Genomic DNA, 13,875 nt, shown 5'->3' with positions numbered 1-13,875 from the left:
GGAGTTCATGTTGATATGACAATTCGCAAACTGATTCCATATTTTTTGCTGCTGGTGTTGGTTGGCGGCGGAGTTTACACTCTGATTGAAGCGGATGTCCCCAGAGATAAAGCTGTGCTTGGACAAGCTGCGCCGCTGTTCTCGCTGAAGGATCTACAGGGAGACAACATTGAACTCTCCAGTTATAAGGGAAAAGGTGTGCTGCTTAATTTCTGGGCATCCTGGTGCAATCCATGTGTGAACGAACTGCCCTTATTAAATGAAGCCTATAAATTAACGGGCGTTGATGTACTGGCTGTTAATGTTGGAGAAAAGGCCGAAACGGTGCAACAATTTGTAGATCGATATGAGCTTGGATTTCCAGTCGTATTAGATGCGAGCAGAAAAATCAAAAAACAATATCTTGCTATCGGATTGCCGCTTACTTTGGTTATCAATGCTAAAGGTGAACTTATCGAGAGGCACGAAGGGGAGTTGACGGAAATGGTCGATATTTTGAATTTAATGAGGAAGATTAGTGATGATTAAACGGAGGTGGGGATTAAGCGGCGGCCTGCTGCTCGTACTGTTAATCATGCTCTTTGTCCCACTGTCTTTTCAGCCCCCAGGTAATACAAGAATGGTTATTGACCACACACTACGCGTATATATCGCCCCACCTTGTTTTAACGAGGCAGACCTAACCAATAATTTAATCGAGACAACATGGCACAAAGCAGTAGAGACTGGATATGGACCTGAATCCGACTGTACGGCCAACAAGATGAAACCGATAAAGCGTACGCTATGGGATAAAGTTATGGAACTGACAGGTCTTATACCGAATCCTTGGTCATGGTAAATGATTAAAAGCTTCTGATCCGACCCCGCTTTTTTTCTTGATCAATATACAGCTGCTTAAATATATGGAAAGGAGACTACAACGTTGAACTACAAGCAGATCAAATGGCTGATTCTGATCATCCCCACCTTGACAATTGGTATGTGGGAGTATGTAAGGCATGAGTTTCTCCTTCCCTATATTTCCATGGATCTTGGCAATTGGCTTGCACCTGTACTTGTGTTGTTAGTAACCCTGCTGTTCCTGACAAAATTGTTCTCCATGATCGAGCAAAGCCAGGAAGAGTTAAATCGTGTGAAGGCTGTTCAAGCGGTCCTTGAGGAGCGGGAGAAGATAGCTCGGGAATTGCATGATGGCATCGCACAATCCTTATTTTTCCTGAATGCTCAGGTAACACGGATGGAGCGAATGGAGCAAGCAAATGACTTACCGTTAGACAAGCTAAAGGAAAGCGTACATCATACAAACGATTATGTAAGACAAGCAATTGCAAATTTGCGGCATGCAGCGGATGTGGACAGCAACCCTTGGCTTCAAGGAGTAGAAAGCCTAATTGACGAGCTGCGCAGGGAAAGTGATTTGCACTTTGAAATAACATGGAATTTGACCGACTCGATTCTCTCTTCTAAAGAAAAAGTAGAATTATTGTCCATCATTCGCGAAGCACTGCTTAATATTCATAAGCATGCGGATGCAACCAGTGTCTGTGTACATACATCAACGACCAATACAGGTTGGCTCTGCCAGATCACGGACAACGGAAAAGGCTTTAATCAGGAGACAACGAATAGAGGAAACTGCTACGGTCTTAAGATGATGCAGGATCGTGCTGACAAGATGTCTTGGGAATTATATATCGACAGATTCAATGAGCAAACGAGGGTTTCGATTACAAAGGGGGCGACTTGAAATGTCAACGTTTCGTGTATTGATCATAGATGACAGCGAAATGGCTAGAGAAGGAATGCGGATGATTCTGGATAGTGACCCCGTATTTGAAGTAGTAGCCGAGGGGAGCAGCGGTGAAGAGGCTCTTATACTCAGTGAGCAGTGGATGCCCGATCTTATTCTGATGGATATTCAAATGCCAGGTATGGGGGGACTAGAAGCCACTAAGCGCTTAAAGGAAAAATTTCCGTATGTCAAAGTGGTCATGGTTACTGTTTCGGATGATATTACCCATTTATTTGATGCCTTAAAGAGGGGGGCTCAAGGCTACTTATTAAAAAATTTGAACCCCGAGGCTTGGCACGAATATTTGAAAGCAATTGCCGTTGATGAGGCGCCAATGACACGCGAACTGGCTTTTCGTATTCTAAAAGAATTGTCGCCAATGGGAGGGGGCGAGGCTCAGGACAGTCCGTTAACTAGCAGGGAACATGAAATACTGAGCTTCGTTGCCAAAGGACTCAGTAACAAAGAAATTTCATGCAGGCTTGATATCTCGGAACATACAGTCAAAAATCATTTGAAAAATATCCTCCAGAAGCTCCATTTAGAAAATCGAGTCCAGTTGGCACGTTATGCCTATGAACATGGGTGGATGAACAAGCGTGAGTAGTGCACGAAAGGAGATTACAGGAACTCAGAGGCGTTAATCATGTTCTCGCTTTGAGTTCGACCTTTACCGCATTAAATTATTATTTGCGTATTGCAATTTAAATCTATTGCTGCACCATAAAATCCTTTAAACTAATAGACAATGGTGGACTTTTCCAGCAAAGAACAGGAGGCTCTAAAGGAGGAGGGTATTAAATGGCAGCTCATCAGGATGAGAACAATCAGTACGCGAATTGGAGCGACAATTCCAATGAGATCTCGGATAATGACATATCGCGTCAAGTTTTGATCGTGGACCGTCTCAGCGTCATTGTCCAAAAAGACAAAATTTGCAGGCCACTTCTTCACGAGCTCTCATTCTCCATTAACGAAGGGGAAACATTGGCGCTTATAGGCGAGAGCGGAAGCGGGAAGAGCATAACTGCAAGTGCCATAGCGGGCTTGATGCCAAATGGAGTCCGTATTGGAGGCGGGAATATTTTATTTCAAGGTGAGTCGATAGTAGACTGGCCCGAAAAGAAAAAGAGGCAATGGAGAGGAAGGCAGATTGGCTGGATCTTTCAAGATTATCAAGGCAGCTTTTCTCCATTTTTTCCATTAGGTCGGCAGTTGAGTGTAATAATTCGAACCCATCTGAAGCAGCTCTCTTACCGGGAAGCCAAAGAACTGGCGCTGACTTGGCTGGACAAAGTTGCGCTGCCGCCTGAGCGTACCTATACAAGCTACCCATTCCAATTAAGTGGTGGACAACAACAGCGTGTATCTCTAGCTGCGGCACTTATGCTGAAACCAGCGTTACTTATCGCGGACGAACCGACAACTGCCTTGGACGCACTGACCGGGGAAAGGGTACTGGAGCTAATGTCGGAGCTGCAACAGCAGACCGGATGCGCAATGCTGCTTATTTCGCATGATCTGCGACAAGTTATGAAGCGGGCGCATCGCATCCTAGTTATGAAAGAAGGACGCATCGTAGAGTCGGGGGATGCCGTGAATATTCGCGAGCATACGAAGCATCCGTACACCCGTCAACTGCTGGTGTCGTGTCCTAAGCTGAGAAACCCTGCTGAATCTGTACCCAAGTAGCTATCACATGAAGGTTCTGTGACACTAGACAGCGGTACTGCTAAGGAGGCAAATGCCAGATGAATGTACTACTTTCCGTGAACGGGTTATCTAAAATGTACTACGGCTCAAAAGGAAAAGGAACGATTGATGCCATACAGAATATATCCTTTCATATCGATAAGGGAGAATGTCTAGGACTTGTGGGAGAGAGCGGCTGTGGAAAAAGTACTCTTGCAAAGCTTCTTTTGTTATTGGAGCACCCGGATTGTGGAGAAATATCGTTTAATGGATCGCTGCTAAAAGGACTCAAAGGAAAGGCTTTGCGTACGATGCGGCAGCATATACAAGGGGTTTTTCAAGACCCGAACGCCTCACTTAATGATCGTCTGCCAGTCTGGCGGTCCGTCTTGGAGCCGCTCGACAATTATCCAGAGGTGGTTCCGCCGTTTCTCTCTGATATAAGAGACTCCAGACGGAAGGCCGCTGCGAGATTATTTGAGATGGTAGGACTGGAATGCGCTTGCATGGAGCGTTATCCGCATGAGCTTAGCGGTGGACAGCGACAGCGGATTGTAATAGCACGTGGAATCAGCCTGCTTCCCAAGCTGCTTATTTGCGACGAAGCCACCACGAGCCTAGACGTTACTGTACAGTCGCAAATCTTGCAGCTGCTCGATCAATTGCGTCTCGAGCTTGGGCTAGCTTATTTGTTTATTTCTCATGATATCGCCGTCGTGGAGCAAATGAGCGACCGAATCCTGATTATGCAAGCAGGAAAGGTTGTGGACCAGTTTGCCAAAAATAAGATTTGGAGTAAAGACCGCCATCCTTACACCCAACTGCTAATCGCTGCCGCACGCAGCTAATGTATTTCACAGTAATTTCACCATATTTCGAATATTTAGGAGCTATGGATGGCCTGACTGTGGTCTTAACCCAAATCTGCTTAAGCCATACTAGCGAAATATAGCCCGTTGTAGCTATACAAGTACGTCTAGAAGTCTTGTATAATTACGGTTGTAAAATGGTTGTTATTACCATATATTAAACAATCCGATGAAACGGGGGGAAATTGTGTGAAGCAGAAGTACGCCTTGCTGCTTGCCTTGCAGTCGTTTGAATTTGAAATTCATCGATTAAGGGCCTATTCGGAAGAATGTCCAGACTGCTACGAGTTATTGCAATCGAAGCTGGACGCCTTATGTCAGTTCATGACATCTGATGAAAATGAAGCGCTGTGGAGGCAATGGGGAAACACGGAGGAGATCAAGCAGCATGGAGAGCGGGTTCGCTCCGCATCTAATCAGGCGTTATGTTATTTGGAAAAGTATCAATCTTCTCAATTACTGAGTCAAAAAACGAGCATAAGTGAATATCTTTCAATTCTCTCTTCCACAGTAAGACGTGAACTGCTATTGTTCGGCATGGACTCGTCGTCCAAAATTTTGTTTATTGGCTCCGGCGCATTTCCTGTATCTGCGTTGACGATGGCGCAAGAAACCGGTGCGAAAGTATTTTGCTTGGATACGGACGAAGAAGCCGTTGCACTCGGAAAAAGGGTTGCTGAAGCAGTTGGCTTGATAACCAGTCTTACGTTCTCTGGCTGTTATCAGGCAGGATTAAGCTTCCTTGAACAGGCTACACATGTCGTTGTTGCTTCTCTGGTCGACGACAAACATGAGCTGCTGGGAAAGCTGCAGCAATCGGCTCATGAAGATGTCAAAATAATCGTAAGATACGGCAACGGATTAAAGTCAATCTTCAACTTTCCTTTCGATGTTGAGCATTCTGATGAATGGGAGATTACCCCGATCGTGCATGGAAAAAGGATTTACGATACGGTCATGCTGCAGCGGAAAAGAGTTAGAGAAATGGAGGTGACACAGGGAGGATGACGAATCCACACCTTAAACCATTCGGCAATACATTAATCATTGGCGTTGGGCCAGCTGGTATTCATGCGGCAGTAGATTGGAGCAAGCAATCGAATCAGGTAGGCTTGCTGAATCGAAGAGGAACTCGTGCAGATCAGATCCAGCAGGAGCTCGAACACAATCGTTATGCGATTTATGCCGATCTGCAAACTCCGCAAGCCCGGCATTTATCTGGTGGAGCGATTGTAAGTCGCTTCTATAACGGGTATGCAGATGTTGAGGATATATGGCACACCCTTGTTTTATGCACACCGAGTGACAGCTACACCCGAGTCATTCAACAATTAGATCTGGAAGCGATGAAACAGCTGCGTACCATTGTTCTTATCTCCCCAGGCATCGGATCGAATCTTCTTCTGCAAAGTACACTCGGCCATTTTGCAGCTTCTATTGAGCTTATCAGCTTTTCTACCTATTATGCCTCTTCAAGATTTCCATCCCACGAAAATACGATGTTAAAAACCGTTGTAAAAGGCATGAAACGAAAAATATTTGTAGCTTCGAATCGCAAAGACAGCAAAGTCACGCAAACCATTAAAGCTTTGCTCGAAGCTCAAACCATACAGTGTGAGTTAGCAGCATCGCCTATCGAAGCAGAGAGCCGCAGTATAACAACCTATGTGCATCCGCCTTTTTTTATCAACGAATATTCGTTAAACGAAATCTTCGGCTCGCACATCTCTCGCAAATACTTGTATAAGCTGTATCCGGAGGGGCCGATTACACAGCATTCGATCCGCAGTATGATTCTGCTGTGGAAGGAGATATCACAGCTGCTCTTATTGTTTGGTGTAAAGCCGATGAATTTGCTGAAATTTCTGAATGACGATAATTATCCGGTTCATGAGACAACGCTGTCGCGAGCTGATATCGAAGGCTTCCCCCAAATGGAGCCAGTCCAGCAAGAATATATGCTCTATATCCGTTATTCTTCTATTCTGATTGATCCATTCTCAGAACCGGACGAGCAAGGAAAATATGTAGACTTTTCCGCAATTCCTTACAAGCAGGCTGAGGTTGATGAAAACGGCTCTTGGTCCATTCCACGAATCCCGTATGAGGATTATAAGAGGCTGAAGTTGCTGTGCAGCTTGGGGCAGCTGCTAGGTATGCATATGAAGCATTCACTTGCATTAGTTGAGCTTTTTGAAAGAAAGCTGTCCGCCTTTATAGAAGAGAAAGGTGCAAACAGGTTCGCTTCTGATCGGATGACGGATGATACAGAGGAGCAAGCGGCAATGATCCTTCTTATTTTTCAGGAACAGGAGGGAGAGGCATGCTTGGACAAAACGTAAACTTTCTTCGCAATAGAGGGACAATGATCGCTTTGTTATGCTGCATGATTCTTCTCACCAGTTGTAGTGACAATACGCAGAAGACAGAGGGGAACGAGCTAGGTGAGAAGAGCGTAACCATTCTACACAGCCTGCCTAATGAGTCACTGGACCCCCACAATGAATGGATTGCCTTGAGAGCGGGCATAACCGAAACATTACTTCGCCTTGACGACAACATGCAGGTCGCTCCTTGGCTTGCTGTCAAATGGGAAGCCAAGGATGACCATACCTGGCAATTTATAATTCGAGACGGGGTCACTTTTCAGGATGGTACTAAACTTGACGCCGCAGCGGCTAAAGCCTCCTTCGAGAGGGCAATTGCAGATAGTAAGGCGCTTGCTGCTGCATTAAAAATTAAGAACATGGAAGCGAGTGGACAAGTGATTACTTTTACAACGACGGAACCGCATCCGGCGTTTGCAACGGAGCTTGTTCATCCCACGGCAAGTATTGTCAGTATAACGGCTGAGAATAAAATGGGAAAGGCGGCCTTTAATAAAGCACCTGTTGGGACGGGGCCCTTCCAGGTCAACGGTTATATTCCAGGGCAGGAAATATCGCTGTCTCGATTTGACGGATATTGGGACGGAAAAGCGAAGCTGAGTGCAGTCAAGTTTTTGTTTAATGCGGATGCGAACGTCAGGACGCTGGCTTTTCAGTCAAAGCATGCGGATATTGTGTATCATTTGGCACCAGAGGCGCTGGGGACGATTGGTCAAGATCCTCAGCTTGCGGTTCAATCGGTACCCAGTCTTCGTACCCATTACTTTACCTATAATCCGAAAAGTACGAGCGTATCGGATATTCTAGTGAGAAAGGCTATCGACAAGCTGATTGATCGGGACACGATCGTAAAAGACATTATGCTCGGCCATGCCAATCCTTCTAACGGTCCCTTTCATTCGTTGCTTCCGTTCGGCAACAAGGGTGGATACACAAAGTTCAATCCACAGGAAGCGCTTACGCTGTTAGCGAGTGCAGGATATAAAAACAATAGGAATGGAAAACTGGAAAAGAACGGGAATGTGCTTCAATTAAAGCTGATCGCTTTCTCCGGAATCAATCCCGAACTGCCTCTAATTCCATTGCTGCTCCAATCCGAAGCCGCCAAAATTGGAGTTGATATTCAAATATTATCGGTCGAGTATCCGGACGTCTATATAAAGGATCACACCGATTGGGATTTGTCGACATCTAGTTATTTGACTTCCCCTCGTGGAGACGGAGCCTCCTTCATTAATGCTGCATATGTACCTGGAGGGTCGTACAATCCGGCTAACATTCGATTGGACCAGCTTGATCCGATTCTAAAAGAGCTTAACGTAACTGGCGATGTACAAACACGCAATCTTTTGATACAGAAAGCTGTTAAGGTCATTAACGAAGCGAATGTACATTCCTTCATTATTCATCCGAATATATTGGTGGGCGTCAATCAACGCGTATTGAATTGGAAGCCAGGTGCTGAAGAATTTTACATTGTGACCAATAAAATGGATGTGCGCTAAAATGTTTAGGCATGCGGGATTAAGGCTGCTTCAGCTCGTGCTGATGCTTGTTGTATTAAGTCTAGTTACTTTTGTTCTCATGAAAATGGCGCCAGGCGATCCTGTGCTTGCCATATTGAAGGCTGACGAAAGGCCGGTCACAGAAGCCAATGAGCTCACTGTTCGCCAAGCGCTAGGACTTGAAAAGCCTCTTTATCAACAGTATGGAAACTGGCTAGCACAAGTTGCACGGCTCGATATGGGCCGATCCTATACAACCAATCAGGACGTTTGGCAGCTATTAACTGAACGCTTGCCTGCAACCGCATCATTGATGCTCAGCTCTATGCTTGTGCTGCTTGTCTTTGCAGTTCCTCTCGGACTGCTCGCTGCAGTCTATTATGGCCGTTCTGTCGATCATGCCAGCCGGATCATTGCTCTGCTCGGTGCGTCTATCCCCAGCTTTTGGCTTGGCTTGCTGCTCATCTATCTTTTTGCCTATCGATTAAGCTGGCTGCCAATGATGGGGGGAGGAAGCTTACGCCATCTCATCTTACCCTCCGTTACGCTTGGATTTGTCATGGCTCCGGAATATATCCGGCTGCTGCGTGCAGGTCTGCTGGAAGGTCTTTCGCAGGAGTATATTCGTGCGGCCCGAGCCAGAGGTATTCGAGAATGGAGGGTAACAGCCATATATGCGATGCGTCCTGCCTTACTGCCTGTTGTATCTCTGCTTGGGATGAGCATGGGAGCATTGATGGCCGGATCTGTCGTGACGGAGTCTCTGTTTGGCTGGCCAGGGCTTGGCAGCATGGCGATGGAGGCCATTGCACAGCGAAATTATCCGGTTATTCAAGGCTATATCCTGTTAACCGGATTATTTATTGGACTTGCGAATTGGTTATCCGACGTTGGCTTAATGCTGTTAGATCCGAAAATCCGACATGAGAGGGGGATGAGTGCTTGAAATCCGAGGGTCCTATAAACGTGGTAACCTATAGAGCATATTCCTCATGGCGCAGCATTCGACGCAGCCCAATCATGGGGATTGGCATAGGAATTGCAGGACTAGTCCTGTTGGTTGCTTTGTTAAGTCCATGGCTTACGCTTAATGATCCGGTGTTCGTACAAATGTCGCAGCGACTACGTGCACCAAGCATGGAATATCCGCTTGGCACGGATCATCTGGGCCGCTGCATTTTATCCAGATTAGTGGCAGGTACTCGTCAAACGGTGGGGTTGTCGTTCTGTGCCAGTGCTGTCGTTATGATTATCGGAGTACCGATTGGCCTTATTGCAGGCTTTGCCAAAGGGTTTTTGGACGCATTGCTGATGCGTTTGGCCGATGCTGCTGGCGCAGTGCCTGAGTTTTTGCTTGCTATTGCCGTGGCTGGGTTTCTTGGCCCAGGTCTTGTGAATACAATCTTGGCAATTGCTTGTGTGAAGTGGATTGGCTACGCTCGGCTCGTACGAGGGATAGCCATATCGGAGTGCAAGAAAGACTATATCCATGCCTCCATTGTAGCCGGCAGTGGAGGCTGGGCCATTATCAGAAGGCACTTGCTTCGTCAAATGGCATCTCCATTGGCAATTATGGCTGCGGCGGATGTGGGGAAAACGATATTGCTTATTTCGGCACTATCCTACCTTGGTCTTGGGGCACAGCCCCCGTCTCCAGAATGGGGAGCCATGCTGAGCGATGGCAGGCCTTATTTTCAGATAGCACCAGAACAGATGATATATCCCGGCCTATGTATTATGATCGTTGTGCTGGCATGCAATCTTGTAAGCGACGGCTTACGGGATCTAATGGATGTGCGTGCCAGATAACTTAATAATAGAGCAAACTTCAAATAATGAAAGAGGTCGCCATGAAAAATGGAGTAGTGCTGGCCCTGCTATCGTCCTTCGTATTCAGCGTGATGAATGCGCTGGTCAAAGAGGTAAGCTTTACGATTCCCGCTGCGGAAATCGCGTTTTTTCGCGGATTGATCGGCACGGTACTCGTGCTTGTTATTATGCATCGGCAACGTATCTCTTTTTCCAGGACAGGCATTCCGATGCTCGCTGTTCGTGGCCTGATGGGAGGAATGTATATGCTTACATTCTTCTATACGCTCTCGCATTTGCCGCTCACGGATGCGAGCATATTAGCTCAACTAGCGCCTATTTTTGTTATGATCCTGTCAGCCCTCTTACTAAAGGAACAAATTCGAGGTAAATCAGCGCTGCTCCTGCTCGTCGTGCTTGTTGGCGCAGCTATTCTAATTCAACCTAATACGTACGCCAGCTATTCCGTTTTTGCAATCGTCGGTCTTCTAAGTGCGTTTTTTTCCGCGGCAGCGAGCATATCGATTCGTTATCTAAGCCAAAAGCACTCGGCCTATGAAATCGTATTTTATTTTACGGCGACCTCAACAATCGTCGCAATTCCATTTTTAACAAACCATTTTGTAATGCCTGATGTAAGAGATAGTGTTTATTTACTGCTTATCGGCGTTGTTTCATTAATTGGACAACTATTTTTAACGAAGGCGTTTACACATGAAAATGCCATCGTTGTACAGGTAATTAGCTATTTCGGCCTAATGCTCAATGCGCTGTTCGGTTTCCTTTTTTGGGAAGAAATACCGAATATCACAACGATTATTGGCGGAATTTTGATTGTTGCCGGCTGTGTCGGTCTCTCTATGTTTAAGCCGTCCGGGGATGCCCGTGCCTAAAGATTTCGATATATAGGATAAGGAGGAAATTATGATAAAAGAGGATCAATTCTATAAGGTATGGTGGCAAGAGGGGGACCAGAGCATGGAAGACACTCATATTCCACACTGGAAACGTGTTCTGAAATTTATTCCTGAGGAAGATTTGCGTTCATGTAGCGTGCTTGATTTCGGCTGCAATCAAGGCGGATTTTTACGTCTGCTTTATGAAGAACGGCCATATAAAGAGGCGATCGGCACAGACTTAGCGAGTGAATCCATTGCGATTGCAAACAGTCGGAAGAATCAATTACCGATCCGTTATGTATTAACATCAAATCCGGAGCAATTTGAGCATAGATTTGATATCGCATTCAGCTTGGCTGTCCTGTATTTGCTGCCTGATTTGGAGGCGCATGCCCGACAAATTAAAAAAGCTTTGAAGCCGGGAGGCGTATATTATGCGACATACGCAGATTACCCGAGCAATCCAAGCTTTCTTCGAATAAAAGAAAAAATTAATACAAACTCGGCGATCCCAATGCAGGAATATTCGCTTGATGAGATTGCTGGCGCATTTTTTAAAGAGGGGTTTAAGGTCTCGATCCGCCGCATGCTGCCAGTGGATTTTGTCGAGCTAGCACAGGCTAGTGTGTGGTATGAGTGTGTGGCAGACCATTTAAAATATGCTTATGAACAGGCCTATATTTTTCGATTAATAGCTCCTACTGAGAATTAAAAGGAATCTATATCTAACATTTTCGACAAGTGTTGTTTGAGCACTCTACAATAAAAGGACTCAAATTAATGCTGCATTCTGACCTTGCTTTGCCACGCGAAGAGTATCACAAAGGTAGCATTCAATACTAACTTATCTACGATGCTTCTCTATACTGTCATTATTGACGATATAGAGAAGCATTTTTGTGCGGCTGTAGTGAAGGGGATTCAAAGTGTGTCTAAGAAATCAACTCAACTAAGATCGTTTCATAGAACGTAAGAATGATGTAAGAAACAGGTAAGAAATTTGAAAGAACGCTGCTATATGATGGATTTGTAAGCAAGCAATTCATTCGAGTAGGAAAGCGTAAGTTCATATTAAAATGGAGAGCGAGGAATTATGGTGAATTCTAAAGCAAGCAACATGAAAAAAAGAACAACGATTATGCTGGCGACGGCAATAGCAGCAAGCTCCTTACTTTTTTCTGTACAAGGAACCGTAAATGCTCAAGAAGGCCAATCATCGCAACAGCAAATGGGGGGCCAACAAGCTCTCGTTGATTCACGAGCCAATGTGAAGCATGTATTGGATCAAGCAGCTGCGCATAAGTTTACACCAGGTATATTTGCTGTAGGAATGAAAAATGGTGAGCAGTGGTCTTATGCTTCAGGGCAAGCTAGCATACATGATTCCAATCCGATAAAATCGAACTACACTTTCCGAATTGGGAGTATAACCAAAACATTTACTGCAACGATTATTTTGCAGCTAGTAGACGAGAAGAAGCTAAGTCTAGAAGATACGGTAGAGAAATGGCTTCCGGGCGTAGTGAAAGGAAATGGGTACGATGGCAATAAGATTACGATCCGCAATTTGCTGCAGATGACGAGTGGGATAGCAAACTATACAACGAGGGAATTTATTGCAGAGTTCGAGAAAACGCCGTACCGCAACTATAACGCAGATGAGTTAATTAAAGCTGGACTTGCGATTAAACCTTCATTTTCCCCAGGAGAATTAGGGAAATGGGAATATTCCAATACGAATACCGTACTTGCTGGTGAAATTATTCGTAAGGCATCAGGTGACACCTACGCTCAGCAGGTTAAGAAACGTATTATTGATCCGCTAGGATTAAAAGATACTTATTCGCTGGGAAGCGCGTCGCATATTCCAGGAGTACATGCTAGAGGTTATTCGATTCCAATGAACAGTAAGGACAATAAGTTAGTAGACTTCACCGAGATTAATCCATCGTGGGGGAATGCAGCTGGTGATATGATCTCCACGGGCAAAGATTTGAATACATTTTATAGTGCGTTGTTAGGTGGTAAGCTCTTGAAGCCGGAGACTTTACAGCAGATGCTGAATGGTGTACAAACCGAGTTAGGTCTCTATGGATTAGGAATGATCGGAATGAAACTGCCTAATGGCGAGACGTTCTGGGGACATGGCGGCGATATACACGGAAGTTCGTCATATGCTGGGGGTTTAATAGGTGGGGAGCATGTGCTGGCCGTAGCTATTAATGCGATGCATAGTGATACGTGGGAGCAGCGTTTGAGTGTAATTAAGGCTGAATTTGGTCAATAATTGAGAAAAGACAATAAACGGCGCGCCACCCTTGTTGATGAGGGAAGGTGCGTCGTTTATTGTACAAGCAAACACACCAGCATCAATGCTAAATGGGAGTTAATTTCGACACATTTGACCATCAAGTGTAGTGCATTGGCTATAAGCTGCATATGGTCGTCGATGTGATGAATGGTCTACCAATGACACTCAAGGTGACGATCGGATTAGCCGCGCTGTTGATCGCGAATAGGCTCCGTCGATAGGGGCAAGATGCTGTGAAAGCTAATTAACAGGCTTATGCTCAGGGTTAAAATAAATTTGAACTCACTCTATGAGCAGGCGGGCAGAATAGAGATATAAGCACCTTGTAACTTTCCAAGTGGGTCTGCTTGACGGGACACCAAATGGTGACATATAATCAAAGTGTCACTAAATGGTGTCCAATAAGGGGTTAGTCATTTGGAAAGTACTATGACTGGCGCGGCTTTATCTCATGCGCTTGCTAACCATTATGCTGATTATGTTTTCATAATGTACTTCGCTTTTCATATGCTGCACTAAATATCGCTGTATGGTCGCTGCGTCCGAAGAGCTACTAACTTTTAGGGAGGTGGCTATAATTAAAGGCTGTCCTTTCGTGCCACCAATAG

14 protein-coding genes are annotated in these 13,875 nt (G+C 45.4%); all 14 read left to right on the top strand.

Going from position 1 to position 13,875, the window contains the following annotated elements:
- Nucleotides 1–15 precede the first annotated feature (15 nt).
- The 14 genes from MH117_RS06255 (at nt 16) to MH117_RS06190 (ending at nt 13,243) form a co-directional block, all read left to right on the top strand.
- Nucleotides 16–528, top strand: coding sequence for a redoxin domain-containing protein (locus tag MH117_RS06255; RefSeq protein ID WP_239327829.1), 513 nt, complete (start codon nt 16–18; stop codon nt 526–528).
- Nucleotides 521–841, top strand: coding sequence for a hypothetical protein (locus MH117_RS06250; protein WP_239327828.1), 321 nt, complete (start codon nt 521–523; stop codon nt 839–841). Before MH117_RS06255 ends, MH117_RS06250 begins: the two co-directional genes overlap by 8 nt.
- An 84-nt stretch (nt 842–925) precedes the next feature.
- Nucleotides 926–1,750: a sensor histidine kinase gene (locus MH117_RS06245; RefSeq protein ID WP_239327827.1), complete on the top strand. Its 825-nt coding sequence runs from the start codon at nt 926–928 to the stop codon at nt 1,748–1,750.
- A 1-nt stretch (nt 1,751) separates the two neighbouring features.
- Nucleotides 1,752–2,402, top strand: coding sequence for a response regulator (locus MH117_RS06240; protein ID WP_239327826.1), 651 nt, complete (start codon nt 1,752–1,754; stop codon nt 2,400–2,402).
- 194 nt (nt 2,403–2,596) lie between these two features.
- Complete coding sequence (locus tag MH117_RS06235; RefSeq protein WP_239327825.1) at nt 2,597–3,487, top strand: ATP-binding cassette domain-containing protein; 891 nt, start codon at nt 2,597–2,599, stop codon at nt 3,485–3,487.
- A gap of 59 nt (nt 3,488–3,546) precedes the next feature.
- Nucleotides 3,547–4,335 (top strand): ABC transporter ATP-binding protein, encoded by a 789-nt coding sequence (locus MH117_RS06230; protein ID WP_239327824.1) that lies wholly within the window; start codon nt 3,547–3,549, stop codon nt 4,333–4,335.
- A gap of 210 nt (nt 4,336–4,545) precedes the next feature.
- Nucleotides 4,546–5,364, top strand: a complete 819-nt coding sequence (locus tag MH117_RS06225) for a nicotianamine synthase family protein (RefSeq protein WP_239327823.1) — start codon at nt 4,546–4,548, stop codon at nt 5,362–5,364.
- Nucleotides 5,361–6,698: an opine metallophore biosynthesis dehydrogenase gene (locus MH117_RS06220; protein ID WP_239327822.1), complete on the top strand. Its 1,338-nt coding sequence runs from the start codon at nt 5,361–5,363 to the stop codon at nt 6,696–6,698. Before MH117_RS06225 ends, MH117_RS06220 begins: the two co-directional genes overlap by 4 nt.
- Complete coding sequence (nikA, locus tag MH117_RS06215; RefSeq protein ID WP_239327821.1) at nt 6,680–8,248, top strand: nickel ABC transporter substrate-binding protein; 1,569 nt, start codon at nt 6,680–6,682, stop codon at nt 8,246–8,248. Before MH117_RS06220 ends, nikA begins: the two co-directional genes overlap by 19 nt.
- Before the next feature lies 1 nt (nt 8,249).
- Nucleotides 8,250–9,194, top strand: a complete 945-nt coding sequence (gene nikB, locus MH117_RS06210) for a nickel ABC transporter permease (protein WP_239327820.1) — start codon at nt 8,250–8,252, stop codon at nt 9,192–9,194.
- Nucleotides 9,191–10,057: a nickel transporter permease gene (gene nikC, locus MH117_RS06205; protein WP_239327819.1), complete on the top strand. Its 867-nt coding sequence runs from the start codon at nt 9,191–9,193 to the stop codon at nt 10,055–10,057. Before nikB ends, nikC begins: the two co-directional genes overlap by 4 nt.
- 41 nt (nt 10,058–10,098) lie before the next feature.
- Nucleotides 10,099–10,950, top strand: a complete 852-nt coding sequence (locus MH117_RS06200) for a DMT family transporter (protein WP_239327818.1) — start codon at nt 10,099–10,101, stop codon at nt 10,948–10,950.
- A gap of 31 nt (nt 10,951–10,981) precedes the next feature.
- Nucleotides 10,982–11,668 (top strand): class I SAM-dependent methyltransferase, encoded by a 687-nt coding sequence (locus MH117_RS06195; protein WP_239327817.1) that lies wholly within the window; start codon nt 10,982–10,984, stop codon nt 11,666–11,668.
- A 405-nt stretch (nt 11,669–12,073) separates the two neighbouring features.
- Nucleotides 12,074–13,243, top strand: coding sequence for a serine hydrolase domain-containing protein (locus MH117_RS06190; protein ID WP_239327816.1), 1,170 nt, complete (start codon nt 12,074–12,076; stop codon nt 13,241–13,243).
- Nucleotides 13,244–13,875: the final 632 nt, after the last annotated feature.

Source organism: Paenibacillus sp. ACRRX (assembly GCF_022346885.1).
Lineage (GTDB): Bacteria > Bacillota > Bacilli > Paenibacillales > Paenibacillaceae > Paenibacillus_B.
The sequence above is the reverse complement of the archived record's forward strand: the minus strand, read 5'-3'. Positions and strand labels throughout refer to the sequence as shown.